The 13,219-nt window shown below is 62.9% G+C and carries 15 protein-coding genes; 8 read left to right on the top strand and 7 right to left on the bottom strand.

Annotation, left to right across the window (positions count from 1 at the left end; genetic code table 11):
* From VEZ38_RS13490 to VEZ38_RS13460, 7 genes are all read left to right on the top strand, one after another.
* Positions 1–519: Gfo/Idh/MocA family oxidoreductase (locus tag VEZ38_RS13490; protein ID WP_324894213.1), on the top strand; the 519-nt coding region annotated here is incomplete at its 5' end.
* Positions 516–1,259: a ThuA domain-containing protein gene (locus tag VEZ38_RS13485; protein WP_324894211.1), complete on the top strand. Its 744-nt coding sequence runs from the start codon at positions 516–518 to the stop codon at positions 1,257–1,259. The genes VEZ38_RS13490 and VEZ38_RS13485, both read left to right, overlap by 4 nt.
* A 154-nt stretch (positions 1,260–1,413) precedes the next feature.
* On the top strand, positions 1,414–1,689 hold the full coding sequence (locus VEZ38_RS13480) for a hypothetical protein (protein ID WP_324894209.1): 276 nt from the start codon (positions 1,414–1,416) through the stop codon (positions 1,687–1,689).
* Between the two features lie 181 nt (positions 1,690–1,870).
* Complete coding sequence (locus VEZ38_RS13475) at positions 1,871–2,353, top strand: DUF2975 domain-containing protein (RefSeq protein ID WP_324894207.1); 483 nt, start codon at positions 1,871–1,873, stop codon at positions 2,351–2,353.
* Between the two features lie 10 nt (positions 2,354–2,363).
* Entirely contained in the window at positions 2,364–2,606 is a 243-nt protein-coding gene (locus tag VEZ38_RS13470; protein WP_324894205.1) for a helix-turn-helix transcriptional regulator, read from the top strand.
* Positions 2,590–3,417: a DUF817 domain-containing protein gene (locus VEZ38_RS13465; protein WP_324894203.1), complete on the top strand. Its 828-nt coding sequence runs from the start codon at positions 2,590–2,592 to the stop codon at positions 3,415–3,417. Before VEZ38_RS13470 ends, VEZ38_RS13465 begins: the two co-directional genes overlap by 17 nt.
* A 75-nt stretch (positions 3,418–3,492) precedes the next feature.
* The gene (locus tag VEZ38_RS13460; RefSeq protein ID WP_324894201.1) at positions 3,493–4,524 is read left to right on the top strand and encodes an FUSC family protein; all 1,032 of its coding nucleotides are present in this window, start codon (positions 3,493–3,495) and stop codon (positions 4,522–4,524) included.
* A gap of 70 nt (positions 4,525–4,594) precedes the next feature.
* Here the strand turns inward: VEZ38_RS13460 and VEZ38_RS13455 are convergent, their stop codons facing one another.
* The 7 genes from VEZ38_RS13455 to VEZ38_RS13425 form a co-directional block, all read right to left on the bottom strand.
* The gene (locus tag VEZ38_RS13455; RefSeq protein WP_324894199.1) at positions 4,595–4,900 is read right to left on the bottom strand and encodes a hypothetical protein; all 306 of its coding nucleotides are present in this window, start codon (positions 4,898–4,900) and stop codon (positions 4,595–4,597) included.
* Between the two features lie 36 nt (positions 4,901–4,936).
* A complete protein-coding gene (locus VEZ38_RS13450; protein WP_324894198.1) occupies positions 4,937–6,763 on the bottom strand; it encodes a hypothetical protein in 1,827 nt (608 codons plus the stop codon).
* Positions 6,760–8,049, bottom strand: coding sequence for an AAA family ATPase (locus tag VEZ38_RS13445; protein WP_324894196.1), 1,290 nt, complete (start codon positions 8,047–8,049; stop codon positions 6,760–6,762). The genes VEZ38_RS13450 and VEZ38_RS13445 overlap by 4 nt, the downstream gene beginning before the upstream one ends.
* Positions 8,050–8,121: 72 nt before the next feature.
* Positions 8,122–8,637, bottom strand: coding sequence for a CBO0543 family protein (locus VEZ38_RS13440; protein WP_324894194.1), 516 nt, complete (start codon positions 8,635–8,637; stop codon positions 8,122–8,124).
* A gap of 131 nt (positions 8,638–8,768) precedes the next feature.
* Positions 8,769–9,935 (bottom strand): MFS transporter, encoded by a 1,167-nt coding sequence (locus tag VEZ38_RS13435; protein ID WP_324894193.1) that lies wholly within the window; start codon positions 9,933–9,935, stop codon positions 8,769–8,771.
* Positions 9,919–11,103 (bottom strand): MGDG synthase family glycosyltransferase, encoded by a 1,185-nt coding sequence (locus VEZ38_RS13430; protein WP_324894192.1) that lies wholly within the window; start codon positions 11,101–11,103, stop codon positions 9,919–9,921. The genes VEZ38_RS13435 and VEZ38_RS13430 overlap by 17 nt, the downstream gene beginning before the upstream one ends.
* A 92-nt stretch (positions 11,104–11,195) precedes the next feature.
* Positions 11,196–12,260, bottom strand: coding sequence for a serine hydrolase (locus tag VEZ38_RS13425; RefSeq protein ID WP_324894191.1), 1,065 nt, complete (start codon positions 12,258–12,260; stop codon positions 11,196–11,198).
* 266 nt (positions 12,261–12,526) lie between these two features.
* On the opposite strand from VEZ38_RS13425, the gene VEZ38_RS13420 reads away from it, so the two are divergent.
* Positions 12,527–12,715 carry a hypothetical protein gene (locus VEZ38_RS13420; RefSeq protein WP_324894190.1) on the top strand — a complete coding sequence of 63 codons (189 nt, stop codon included), beginning with the start codon at positions 12,527–12,529 and terminating at the stop codon, positions 12,713–12,715.
* The last annotated feature ends 504 nt before the right edge of the window (positions 12,716–13,219 follow it).

Genomic DNA, 13,219 nt, shown 5'->3' with positions numbered 1-13,219 from the left:
GGCGTGCTGCGCAACCTGATCGCGGAACGGCCGCTCGCGGACGGCTCGGGAACGGCGACGGTCGACATCGACGACTTCGCGGCGTTCACGCTGCTGCTGGAGAACGGCGTGCCGGCCGTCTGCCAGACGTCGCGCAATGCGTACGGCAGCGGCAACCAGATCGAGCTTGCGATTTACGGCGATCTGGGGACGCTCCACATCGGCTACGAGTTCGGCGAAACGCTCGTCTGGATGCACCGGGACGAGGAGACGGGAGCGAAGTCCCGCGAGGAGCTGCGGGTGCCGGAGCGCTATAAGCTGGCGCAGATGGCCGACTTCGCGGATTTCGCGCGCGGCGGCGCGGACGAGGCGAAGCCGACGCTCATCGACGGCTACCGGAACCAGCTCGCGCTGGAGGCGGTCGTTCGCTCGTCGGAGACGGGGCGCTTCGTCGCGCTCGAAGACGTGGAGGCGGAGCGCGCGGAGACGCGGACCGAGCGGGCCGGTCGGGCTGCCGCGGCACCGGAGGCGACCCTATGAGCGGCGGCGCGGAACTTCGCGTTACGGTATGGAACGAGTTTCGGCACGAGCGTACGAATCCGGCGGCGGCCGCCGTCTACCCGGAAGGCATTCATGAAGCGATCGCCGGACCGCTTCGGACGCTTTATGGACACGAGGTCCGAACGGCGACGCTCGACGAGCCGGAGCATGGGCTGACGGACGACGTGCTCGAGCGGACGGACGTGCTGATTTGGTGGGGGCATCTGGCCCACGACGAAGTGAACGATACGATCGTCGAGAAGGTGCAGGCGCGCGTGCTTTCCGGCATGGGACTGATCGTGCTTCATTCCGGCCACTATTCGAAAATTTTCAAGAAGCTCATGGGCACGTCGTGCGCGCTCAAGTGGCGGGAAGCGGACGAGACGGAGCGGCTTTGGGTCGTCGACCCGTCGCACCCGATCGCTGCGGGCATCGGCGAATATATCGAGCTAGAGCGGGAGGAGATGTACGGCGAGCACTTCGACGTGCCGCCGCCGGACGACCTCGTGTTCGTCAGCTGGTTCGAGGGCGGCGAGGTGTTCCGCAGCGGCTGCGTCTACCGTCGCGGCGCGGGACGGGTGTTTTATTTCCGACCGGGGCACGAGACGTATCCGACGTACTTCCACCCGGGCGTGCAGCGCGTTATCGCGAACGCCGTCCGCTGGTGCGGCGCCTCCCGCGGCGCGGCGCCGACGTACGGCAACGCGAAGCCGCTGTCGCCGATTCGGGCGCGAGGGTGATCTTACGCCGCACGCAAACCAAAGATAGAAGCAGGGAGCCCGGGCGCTTGCTCGGGTTCTTTTTCGCCGTTTGGTTGACGAGCGGAAATCCGTTCCATACATTTAAATAGAATAGGGGACCAGTTTTTGGGGGTGAGTCCATGAAGAGGATGTCATGGTTCCGAGCACTGGGGTTCGGATTGCTATGCACGTTGCTCTATTTCGCTTCACCCGTACGTTGGTCCAGGTACTGCAAGGCATTTATTTGACCATGCATTACGTGCCGGACATCGCAGCGCAATACGAATCCGTGGACTACCTGCAGCACGAGGTTGCATTTGGGCTTGTATATCGGACGGCCTTCCCTTGGAACGTGGCAGGGGAAATCGTTGGCCTCGTATGCCTCGGAATCTTATTTGACTATGCTTACCGGAGAGCAAAGCGTAATTAGGGAATGGCTGTCGGGAAACCGGCAGCCATTCCTCTTTCCGGACGCAGTCGTAGCGACTCCCAAGCAGGTGTATATATAGAAACAACAAAAATACATCCCTAAACAGAATATTTTTATTGCAAAACGATAAATATGGTGGTAAAGTCATGTTGAAAATCAACGAATAAGCGAGGGGACTTTTATGGAGCGGGGAACGACTCTCTTTCTGAAGGCGGCGGTGGTGCTGATCGGGGTGCCGGTGCTTGCATTGTGCATTTTCCTAGTGCCGGGGATCGCGAATTTTATGGCCGAGTTGTATCCGGAGGCGGCTTGGTTGCAATACCTCGTGTACCTTCTGTTTTACGCGACGGCGGTTCCGTTTTATTTTGCGCTTTATCAAGCGTTCAAGCTGCTAAGCTACATCGATCGCAACCAAGCGTTTTCGGATTTGTCCGTTAACGCCTTGAAGAGCATCAAAACCTGCGCGTTCGCCATCAGCGGCTTGTACGCGATCGGGCTGCCGCTGTTTTATCTTTTGGCCGAAAGAGACGACGCCCCGGGAGTGATTTTCGTCGGCATGATCCTGATTTTCGCTTCCGCGGTGGTCGGCGTGTTCGCGGCGGTGCTCCAGAAGCTTTTGAAGGAAGCGATCGACATAAAATCCGAGAACGACTTAACGGTCTGAGGTGAAACCCATGGCGATTATTGTTCATATCGACGTAATGCTGGCCAAGCGGAAAATGAGCGTGACCGAGTTGTCGGAACGCATCGGAATTACGATGGCGAATCTCTCCATATTGAAGAACGGGAGAGCGAAGGCGATTCGGTTATCGACGTTGGAGGCGATTTGCAAGGCGTTGGAATGCCAACCGGGCGATCTGTTGGAGTATACCGGCGACGGAGACGCGCAGGAACAAGGGCATGAATCCACGGTATAGCCGGGGAATCGCGGCAGCGCCGACGCCTGCGCGAACGCAAGGGCGATTGCGGCATGCCGTGCGACAGCTCGTACGCTTCGGCTGGCAGCAGGCGCTGTCCTGCGTCTTCCCCGTAGTCATCTTCGCCTCGCTCGCGCTGACGCAGGCATTCCCGTTTCCGTGGCTGCCCCGGTACGACTGGCTGCTGCTCATCTGCCTCGCCATGCAGCTATGGATGCTGCGCTCCGGGCTGGAGACGCGCGACGAGCTGAAGGTAATCACCGTGTTCCACCTGATCGGCCTCGCGCTGGAGCTGTTCAAGGTGCGGATGGGATCCTGGTCGTACCCGGAAGAGGCTTGGACGAAGATCGGCGGCGTCCCGCTCTATAGCGGGTTTATGTATGCCAGCGTGGCCAGCTACCTGTGCCAAGCGTGGCGGCGCATGAAGGTCGAATTAGTGGGCTGGCCCCCGCTCTGGGTCGTCACCCCGCTCGCCGCCGCGATCTATTTGAATTTTTTCACGCACCACTATTGGATCGACATCCGTTGGTGGCTGTCGGCTCTCGTATTGATCGTGTTTTGGCGGACCTGGGTGACGTATGAAGTCGGCCCCCGTCGATACCGCATGCCGCTCGCCCTCTCCTTCGTGCTGATCGGCTTCTTTATCTGGATCGCGGAAAACGTCGCCACGTACTTCCGTGCATGGGAGTACCCGAATCAATCCGACGTCTGGCGCTTCGTTCACGTCGGCAAGGTCAGCTCTTGGCTGCTGCTCGTGATCGTCAGCTTCCTCATCGTCGCCGCGTTAAAGCAGGTGAAGGGGCGGCGTTAGGAGTAACGTACATCTTTGCGCCCGCCCGTCCGTATCATGTAAGATGTGGTATGGAACTATAGGGGGGACGCACGCATGAACGTGACGATCGGCGCCCGCGTCGTGAAGACGGGCATCGCGGTCGCATTGGCGCTTTATATAGCGGACATGGTCGGGCTGGAGGGCGTGACGATCGCAGGCGTGGCCGCCATCTTCGCCATTCAGCCGTCGGTGTACCGTTCGTGGCAGCATATGCTCGAGCAGGTGCAGACGAATACGCTCGGCGCGCTGCTGGCGCTCGGCGTCAGCCTCGTCGTGCCGGTCAACGAGGTCGTCGTCGGCCTGACGTGCATCGCGGTCATTCTCATTACGCTCGCGCTGCGCATGGAATCGACCGTCGCGCTGACGCTCGTGACGACGATCGTCGTGCTCGAGGCGGGCGGGGACTGGGCGTACGCGCTCGAGCGCTTCTCCGCCATTCTGATCGGCATCGCCGCCGCCTTCCTCGTGAACGCGATCGTGCTGCCGCCGAATCACCGCAAGCAGTTCCTGGACGGGTATCGGGAGGCGCTGAATACGATGTCGCTGCTGCTGCGCACCGCCGTCTCGGACGAATTGAAGGAGCGGGAAGCGAAGGCGCAGCGCGACAAGCTCAACGAGCTTGTGCGCAAGGCGAGCGAGCGGTACGGCATGCTGGAGGAGGAGTGGCGCAAGTGGCGGCGATTCCGTCCCCAGCCCGGCCGCCAGCTCGTCATCCAAAAGCAGATGGTGCGGGCGATGACGATCGGCCAGCTCGTGCTGGACGCCGTGGAGACCCATTATTTCCCGCAGCGCAAGGACGACTCCGCTGACCGGACGTTCGACGAGCGGCTCGAGGAGCTCATCCGATACCACGAGTACGCCCTGCTGAAATACGAGGGGAAAATGAAGCCCGGCGACCAGCTGTACGATCGCATCGGCGAACGGACGGAGTCGCTCCTGCGGGAGAGCATCGCGCAGGCGAACGCCGACGGGAACGGCACGGTGTCGCTCGTCGTCGTCGCTTCGGCGATCTACGAATACGGCCGGCAGCTGCGCCGATTGGATCGTATGATCGGCCATGTGAACGGAGAGACGTCTCAGGGATAAGCAAAACGACGAGCCCGAACCGGCGCCAGCGGCGACCGGGTTCGGGCTCGTCTTCGTGTATTTCTCGAAATTACCGGTTGCCCCCGTGCATCCGATGCTTGAGCGCCTGCACTTGCTCGCGCTCCGCCTTCTCCTGATTCGCGCCCGAGACCGGGATGTGCGCTTCGGCGGCGGCGGTGCGGTCGCCGTGGACGTCCTCCGGCCATTCCTCGTAAGCGAGCGCAGCCATCTGATATTCCACGACCCCGAGCTGCGGGTCCATCGGGAACGTGTCGCCCGCTCTCAGCTCGATCTCGCGGCCGTACGGGTCTTTATACACGGCATGCGTCTCGACGCGGTCGCCGGACATCGGGTTCATGTGCTTATGGTTCGCCAAGGGAACGCCCTCCTCTGCAAAATCGACGGTTCCGCTTTACTGTTCCCTGGAGGGGCGTTTTTCATTACCGCCGAACACGTCGAGCAGAAGCGCCTCGCTCGCGTCGTCCCGGCCGTCCCAGGATGCCGCGAAACGGACGGTGTGAGACACGCCGAGAATGTCGTAAGGCGCGATCTTATGCTGGCGGGCGGAGCCGACGATCAGCGTGTGCAGCCGCAGCGCCGTCGCCGCGCCGAGGGCGGCCAGCTCCTCGCGGACGGGCGGCGAGACGGCGCCGATGCCGTCCGTCACCATGACGAGGTCGGCGTCGCCGAAGGCGCGCGCTTCGCGCACGAGCTGCATGCCGCGGCGAAGCGGCGCGTCGAAGTGCGTGCCGCCGCCGAAGGCGAGCTGCGACAGCCGATAAAACGCCGCCCAATCCGGATGGCGGTGGTACAGCGGCCGCTCCACGAGCTCGCCCTTGGCGCCGAACAGCAGCAAGTAGAAGTCGCGGCCTTCGGAAAGCGCGAGCGCAGCGAACGTCATGACGAAAATTTGCGCCAGCCGCTGCTTCGCGCCGCGCATCGAATGGGAGGAGTCCAGAAGACAGACGACGGGGCCTTGTCCGCGCTCCTTCGAGGGCGAACGGGCGCTGTAGGTCATCAGCTTGCCGTCCAGCCACTTCATCAGAAAATAAGATTCGTACTCCGGGTCGGCGAGCAGGCTCGCCTCGCTCGGCAGCATATGCGAGAGGTCCCCCGACAGGCCGAGCTCGTCGTAACGGTCGGGCGCCGCGCGCGACCGGCGGTCCCGGCGCCGCCGGGCGATGCGCTCGACGCCGCGGCCGACGTCCCGGATCATCTCGACGAGATCGGGGTGGCGCTTCAGCCGTTCCACCCATTCCAAATACCTCGCGTACGATTGGCGGCGCAGCTTGCCGAGCTCGCTGCCCCAGCGCCGGTTCGCGAAGCGCAGGCTTGCCGCGATCAGCTCGTCCAGCGCCTTCGTCTCGCGTTCCTCCTCCGAGAGGGTGTCCCGCAGCGAGCCGGAGAGCCACGCCCCGAGCTCCGCGTCGAGCGCGTCGAACGTCGCCTTCTCCGCCGCCTCGACCCGCTGGAGCGCCTTCTCCCGCCCCGCGAGCTCCTCCTCGGCCTTCTCGAGCTTCTTCTTCCACTTCTCGCGCCGTACGAAGTCGGTGCGCATCGACTCCCGCAGCTCGGCGACGCGCGCGCGCAGCGCGGCGACCTCCGCCGCGGCGAGCGGCTTCGCGTCGGCGGCCGCTTGGCGCTTCGCCGCCTCGGCGACGCCCTCCTCGAGCGTGTACCCTACGCGTTGCAGCCGCTCCCGCTGCTCGGCGCTCATCCGCTCCGCCAGCGTCGCTTCCTTGCTCTTGGCGGCGGACGAGCGCTCGTCCTTCTTGCGGCCCGCCTTGGAAGCCTCATCTCCGAGCTCGAGGCCCGCGCCGCCGGCCGCGCCCGGCTTCTCGCCCGCGCCGGGCAGCTCCCGTTCGGCGAGCGCCGGCATCTCGCGCCGATCCTTCTTGCGCCGCGCCGCCTCCTCGGCATACTGCGCCGTCAGCCACAGCACGGCCTTCAGCGCCGTCCGGAACGCCGCCGGCGCGGCGCCTTCCGTGCGGGGGCGGATGAGCGCATATAAATATTGCCGCATCATCGTCTTCACGAGCCAGCGGTGGAACGGGGGGGCGTCCGTTCCCGCCTCCTCCGACGGATGGGGCAGGTAAAAACAGTAGAAGACGTCGGCGAACAGCTCCGTCGTAAACCAAGGCGCCCGTTTCCGCGCCGTCCGCAGCCGTTCCCGGGCGTCGGCGTCCGCGTCGAGCAGCCGATCGAAGACGTAGCGGTCGACGTTCGCGTGGCGAATCATAACGTGAAGTCGTATTCGACGCCCGGCATGTCCGCATCGAATAACGCGCGGTAGAGCGCCATCATGTCGTGCAGCACCCGTTCGCCGCGGATGCGCGCGGTGACGTATTTCGCCGCGGCGGCGACCGGATCCGGCAGCAATACGTTCAACCTGCGCAGCTCGTCGGGGCGGCCGCGCTCGCGCTCATGGAAGCGGACGAGCGCGCGGCGGAGCGACTGCCCTTGCGTCAGCAGCTCGTCCCGGGCCTGCTCCAGCAGCGAGTCCGCCGCTTCGGGCCGCTGCGCCGGGGCGGCTTTCAGTTCCTTACGGAACTGATGACCCATGAGCTCGGGCTTACGGGACGTCCAACGCTCCAACGTCGCCGCGTAGGACGCTAGCGGCAGTTCCGCTTCGCATTCGATCGCAAGCGCGGCGTCGAAGCGGCTTTCGAACCATTCCCGGACGGCCGGCAGCGCCTCCGGAACGTCCCACAGCATATGCGGGGTGAAGATCGTATCCCACACGGACACTTCGTCGCGCCCGTTCAACGCCGCCGACGTGCGCCAGGCGTCGCCGATTTTGCGCCAGCGCCGGTCGGAGACGGACAGGTCGCGGTCGTCGGCGTCCGTTTTCAATTGGAACAAAAACAACACGATCGGCTCCGGCAGCGCGACGCGGGCGGCGCGCTCCCGCACCGACTCCACGTCCGCCACCGAGAGGAGGGCGGGGACCGGTTCCGCTGGCAGCGTAAACATGCGCTCGTAACTGGACATATGCTTGAGGAACCCGACCTCGTAACGGATCAGGAACCGGTCGTACAGCGCCGCGAGTCCTTCGGTTTCCTCGGGCAGCTCGTTCGACGCCGCGATCAGGCTCAGCAGCGGGGCCTGCTCCTTCTCTCGGCCGTTATAATACACGCGCTCGTTGAGCAGCGAAAGCAAGGCGTTCAGGATGGCGCTGCCCGACTTGAATATTTCGTCGAGGAACGCGAACCGCGCCGTCGGCAAATAGCCTTCGGTCTGGCGGACGTACCGGTCCTGCTTCAGCTCCCGCAGCGATACCGGCCCGAACACCTCGTCCGGCGTCGTAAACCGAGTGAGCAAATATTCGAACCATCCGGCCCCGCCGAACAAGCCGGATACGGCGCGCGCCAGCTGCGACTTCGCGGTGCCCGGGGGCCCGACGAGCAGCGTGTTTTCCCCGGCCATGACGCCGAGAAGCACGAGCCGAACGAGCTCCTCGCGCTCGAGAAAACGGGCCTCCAGCGCGGCGACGGCGGCCTCCGTCTTTTTCTTGATCGAATCCATACGGCTTCACGACCTCCTTCGCGGCGTTCATACACATGCTTATCATTGTAGCAAACCGGGCCGCGGAATACATCAGAGGAACGGGGAGCGGGCGGGCACGTCGAACAGCAGCAGCCAGCCGCAGGCGAACAAGACGGACAGCGGATATGCGAGCAGCGGACGGCGTTGGTGGAGGAGCAGCATGGGGAACATGATGCAGTCGAACAGCACCGACCAGCCCAACGACCACCCATGGTCATGGATCATGAGCCCGAGCTCCAGATACAACGCTTCGATGAGGGCGAACAGCGCGACCCATTTTCCGACGTGGAGCCACAGGGCCGCCGTTCGGCGACGCGGGGCGCGGGATAGAAACAGGAGGACGCAAGAAGGGTAGATGAAAAAGTTATATAACGCCGCGGTCCAGGCATGGTGCGGCACGGAGCCGTCTTCGATCAGCGACCATAGCGGGTAGTCTTGGCATAAATATAAATATAGAAGGTTGCATACGGAGAAATAAAGCATGCTCGCGTGGTACCGCCGCCAACGCGATAAGTCCGCCCACTTCCACAAGGCGTAAAGGACGACGCCGGCCGTGGCGAGATGCATAAGCGCAACCCCTCTCTGTCTCTCTGGGAATATATGCATATTATGTGGAAGGATTTTCTAATTTATGCGCAAAAAAACAGCCGGACCGCCCGGGCGCGGGGCGGTGGCTGCTTCCTTTTCGAAACAACAAGCTATTTAAACAATCGGAACGGGAACCACACGTAAAACAGGCCGATGAACAGGAAAAGCGCCGCGCTGACGAAGAACGGCACGCTCAGCCCGTACGCGTCCGCGATAATGCCGCCGATGACGGGACCGAGCATGACGCCGACGCCTTCCACGGTGGAGAAGATGCCCCAGCCAACCCCTTTCTGCTGCGGCGGCACGAACTGCGCGAGCAGGGCGTTCCAGGCGGGAAGCACCGCCGCGTAAGACACGCCGAGGACGATCGCCCAGAAGAGGCATACCCACAGCGTCTCGACCGTCGTGATCGTATACAGGCCGAACGCAAAGCTGAGAAAGCCCCCGATCAGAAACCATTTCTTGCCGAGCTTGTCGCTCAGCCGGCCCATCGGTACGAGCGCGAGCACCGCGAAGCCACCGCCGGTAAGCAGGAAGAAGGAGTACTGCGTATTCGTCAGCAGCAAATTTTCTTCCGCGAACGTCGGCAAGATCGGCAGCAGCATGCTGGCGCCCAGCGTCTGTAAAATCATCCCGGGCAGCAGCGGCTTCACCGCTTTCATATGATGGACGAGACCGGCGACCTGCTCCCGGAAGGGCGGCGGATGCAGCACGGCCTCCCCGCCTTTGACGAACCAGGACGCCGCCCAGGCGAGTCCCGTCATGCCGAGCAGCACGAGGAAGGAGATCTCGTAGCGGAACCAGTCGAGGAAGAAGTTCAACAGGACGGGTCCGAGGCCGAGCCCCATCATCCAAGCCATGTACAATGCGCCCATCTGCTTGCCGCGTTCCTGCTCGGACACGCTGCTCATGCCGACGATCCAAATCGGGGACGCCCCGACGCCGAACAGTATCGAGCCGACGACGAGCAGCCACGCTTGCGTCGCATATTGCAGCGCCAGCAAACCGACGACGGACAGCGCGAAGCAGGCTTGCAAAATCCATTGCAGCGGGAACCGGTCGAGCAGGTAGCCCATGCCGAGCTTCGCGACCGTGTCGGCGACGTAATGCATCGTGACGGCGAAGCCGACGGTCGTCACCGTCAAGTACAGCTCGTCGACCGCGTATTTCGGGATGTAACTGATCAAGATGGCGCCGCGCACGAACTCGATCAGGAAGAAAATCAAAGCGAGCCGCAGGAGCGGCAACGGAATCGTAAAGCTACGAAATGCGCTCACTCGTCATTCTCCTTCGTTCGGCCGTTACGACGGATTCCGCGTGGAAAGCGTCCAGTGCCTCTTGAATGTCATTGACGACGGTGTCCGCCGATTGGGGCTTCTTCAGCGCCGCCATGGCCCGCACCGCCCGATCGCGGCGTTCGGGCGACTCGAGCAGCGAACGGATCGACTCCGTTACCTGCGTGTCGTCGTAAGCGATGATCGCGGCTTCGCGCGAAGCGAGGTATTCCGCGTTGTCCCGTTCCTGTCCGGGCACGGGGCGGAATAAGATGACCGGCAGCTCGCATTGAATCGACTCGGTCAGCGTAATGCCGCCGGGCTTCGTCACCATCGTGTCCGCGAGCGACATGAGCTCGTGCATCTGCTGCATGAAGCCGAACACCTTGATGTCGGCGCACTCGATTTCCCGCATCGACGCGAAGAGCGTCTCGTTCTTGCCGCAGACGACGAGGATTTGCACGTCGTTCAGCTTCGCCAGGGCGTCGCAGACGTCCCGCAGCCCTTGGAGCACGCCGTACGATCCGGCCATCAGCAGCACGGTTCGCTTGGACGGCGAGAGGCCGTATTTCGCGTACAGCGCCTCGGTCCGCTCCACGCGCGCGAAGCTGCTCTTCAGCGGAATGCCGGTAGCCCGAATCCGGTGCTCCGGCACGCCCGCCGCGGCCATCGCGTCCTTCAAATCGTCCGTAGCGACGTAATACCGGTCGATCAGCGGATGAATCCACCGCCAATGCAGCACGTAATCGGTCAGCACGTTGAAGATCGGCACGGCGACGCCGGTTTTGCGGCGCAGCTCGGGCATGGCGAGCATCGGGAACGTATTGACGACGGCTACGGGCCGCTCGCGCTTCAGCACGTCCTTCAGCTTCCGCATGCCCCAGCTGTGGAACCATGCGGAAAACCACGTGTCGTTGCTCATCTCCCGGGTGCTGTAGTACGACCACCCATAGAGTCTTGGAAACAGCGTGTAGCTCTTGATATATATGTATTTGGTCAGCTCGTTGAGTTTCGGGTACGCCTCCGCGAACAGATCGACGAGGACCGTCTCGTACTTCCCCGCGGCGTCGAAACGTTCCTTAAGCGCGCGGGATACTTGAATATGCCCGTCGCCGTAGCTGGCGTATAGTATCAATATTTTCCTTCGATCCGACGTCACGTCCGGTCTCATCTCCTTAGGGAAGGACTCCCAGGGGTCCGATGCTTATTGTAACCCGGATGGCGCGGAAATGCACACGACCTGCGGTTTCGCCGCTCCCCGGCTTACGGCGGGGGCGGCGGACCGTCGGCCGCAAGCACGTACTGTTCGTACAACGCGATCGGGTGCTTCCAGCGGCTGACCTTCGGGTCCGCGGCGAAGACGGCGACGAGCCGCCGCTCGGGCGAGACGAAGACGAGCTGCCCGCCGTGGCCGAGGGCGCAGCGCACCGTCTCGCCCGCGCCCGCTCGGGCGATCCACCAATGGCCGCCGTAGCAGCCGAAGGCGGGCAGGCCGTCGCCGTTCGGCGTCAGGGCGAGGCGCACGTATGCGGCGGGGAGCAGGCGCCGCCCCTCCCACAGGCCGCCGGCCGCGTGCAGCCAGCCGAGCTTGGCGAGGTCGCGGCCGGTCAGCGCCAGGCCGACGTGGCCGGCCGTGACGCCTTGCGGATCGGCCTCCCAGTGCGGCGGCGCGATGCCGAGCGGGCCGAAGAGCGCTTCCTGCGCGAGCTCGGCGGCCGGGCGTCCGGTGCGGACGGCGACCGCGGCCGAGAGCAAATGCGAATCGACGCTGCGGTATACGAACTTGCCGCGCGTCTGCGGGTCGACCGGCAGCCGCAGCGCGAACCGTACCCAATCGCGCGAACGGTGCAGCCGCGGCACGAACCGTTCGCCGAGCCGTTGCCCGGTTTGCCAATGCAGCCCGGACGTCATCGCGAGCAGCTGCAGCGTCGTCGTCTCGCGAAGGGCGTCGGAGGCGGCCCGCGGCAGCCGGTCGGCGAACAGCTCGCCGAGCGTCGGCGCCTTCGTCCGCCGATTGCGGCAGTCGCTTGTACCGGGCCCGCTCCGGCCCCCGTCCGGAACGTCCCTGCTGAGATCATCCGCGTCCAGCCCGACCTGATCCGTTTCGAGCCCGCTCGAACCGCCGCCGCCAAACAACCCCGCGCACGCGGCGACCGCCGCCGTCACGCTCTTCGTCGCGGAGCGAAGATCATGCGCCGTCGCCGCGTCCGCGCCGCCGTAATAACGCTCGAAGACGAGGCGGGCGTCCTTCGCGACGAGAAAGCACCGCAGCTTCGGATACCGGGCGCGAATGATTTCGTCGGCGCATAGGAGCGGCGCCGGGTCCATGCCGGTCTCCTCGGGGGAGGAGGCTCCCCATGTTCGATCCCCGGACCGGGGGTCGAAGCGGGGCGGGGAGGCCGCAAATTTGTTTCTCGGGGCGTCCATATGCTGCTCCTTGGTGCTTTTACCTTAAGCATGCCCATTTTTAAGCGCGCGAAATAAATTTAAGGGACATAATTATCTGAATATTGTATTATAGATTTAGAGATGCATTACTGCCTGACCTACCTTAACCGAATGACCCAGATTTCGTTACGGAGAGGAGCAAGCTTATGGCTGCAAAAGGAAGTAATGAAGTAAAGGACAGTGTGAGAGAACTGGTACGAATCTATAGGCCTGCCAACCCCCGAAAATTCGTAAAGGATTACGTGAAGAAATACCGGATCCCCGGAGGGTACGAGGACGCGCTGACGCGGCTCGTGGAATTCGAAATGTCAAAGCTTGGAGGTTCGGTATCTTAAACATAAAGCACGCAACGCGCCGCCGGACGATTCGTCGTCCGGCGGTTTTGTTTTGCGGGGACGGGACTCTTTGCTCATAACCCACCGCCCGCCGCCTACGCACCGCTAAATCCGCCCGACAACTTTGCTGTTCCTCGGTAGCTCGCACGTCCGCAAACCGCAAGCGCCTTGGTAAGCGCAAATTTTGCGCATTTCACGACGAAAAGAGCAAATTCTGCGCATAACCCGACGAAAAGAGCAAATTTTGATCATAACCCACCGCCCGCTGCCCGCTCCCCGCCACTTCCGCCCACCGCCGCTCCCGACAAACTTTGCCGTTCCTCGGTAGCTCGCACGTCCGCATCCGCAAACGCCGTGGTTAGCTCAAAATTTGAGCATTTCACGGCGAAAAGAGCAAATTTTGCACTACGCTTGCACCAAACCTCACATGAAAGTTTGTTAGGATATTATCCTAAATATGTAACAAATTACTCGTATCTCTCTGGTTGAATATAAAAAAATCTC

Origin of the sequence: Paenibacillus sp., assembly GCF_035645235.1 — a bacterium.
Taxonomy (GTDB): domain Bacteria; phylum Bacillota; class Bacilli; order Paenibacillales; family YIM-B00363; genus Paenibacillus_AE.
This window is presented reverse-complemented; position numbering and strand designations above follow the sequence as displayed.

What these genes read in the sequence shown, in the direction of transcription:
- VEZ38_RS13430 (WP_324894192.1), bottom strand. Translation starts at nt 11,103, where the DNA reads ATGAGACCGGACGTGACGTCGGATCGAAGGAAAATATTGATACTATAC.
- VEZ38_RS13475 (WP_324894207.1), top strand. Translation starts at nt 1,871, where the DNA reads ATGGAGCGGGGAACGACTCTCTTTCTGAAGGCGGCGGTGGTGCTGATC.
- VEZ38_RS13460 (WP_324894201.1), top strand. Translation starts at nt 3,493, where the DNA reads ATGAACGTGACGATCGGCGCCCGCGTCGTGAAGACGGGCATCGCGGTC.
- VEZ38_RS13420 (WP_324894190.1), top strand. Translation starts at nt 12,527, where the DNA reads ATGGCTGCAAAAGGAAGTAATGAAGTAAAGGACAGTGTGAGAGAACTG.
- VEZ38_RS13480 (WP_324894209.1), top strand. Translation starts at nt 1,414, where the DNA reads ATGGTTCCGAGCACTGGGGTTCGGATTGCTATGCACGTTGCTCTATTT.
- VEZ38_RS13445 (WP_324894196.1), bottom strand. Translation starts at nt 8,049, where the DNA reads ATGGATTCGATCAAGAAAAAGACGGAGGCCGCCGTCGCCGCGCTGGAG.
- VEZ38_RS13425 (WP_324894191.1), bottom strand. Translation starts at nt 12,260, where the DNA reads ATGGACCCGGCGCCGCTCCTATGCGCCGACGAAATCATTCGCGCCCGG.
- VEZ38_RS13470 (WP_324894205.1), top strand. Translation starts at nt 2,364, where the DNA reads ATGGCGATTATTGTTCATATCGACGTAATGCTGGCCAAGCGGAAAATG.
- VEZ38_RS13450 (WP_324894198.1), bottom strand. Translation starts at nt 6,763, where the DNA reads ATGATTCGCCACGCGAACGTCGACCGCTACGTCTTCGATCGGCTGCTC.
- VEZ38_RS13485 (WP_324894211.1), top strand. Translation starts at nt 516, where the DNA reads ATGAGCGGCGGCGCGGAACTTCGCGTTACGGTATGGAACGAGTTTCGG.
- VEZ38_RS13440 (WP_324894194.1), bottom strand. Translation starts at nt 8,637, where the DNA reads ATGCATCTCGCCACGGCCGGCGTCGTCCTTTACGCCTTGTGGAAGTGG.
- VEZ38_RS13465 (WP_324894203.1), top strand. Translation starts at nt 2,590, where the DNA reads ATGAATCCACGGTATAGCCGGGGAATCGCGGCAGCGCCGACGCCTGCG.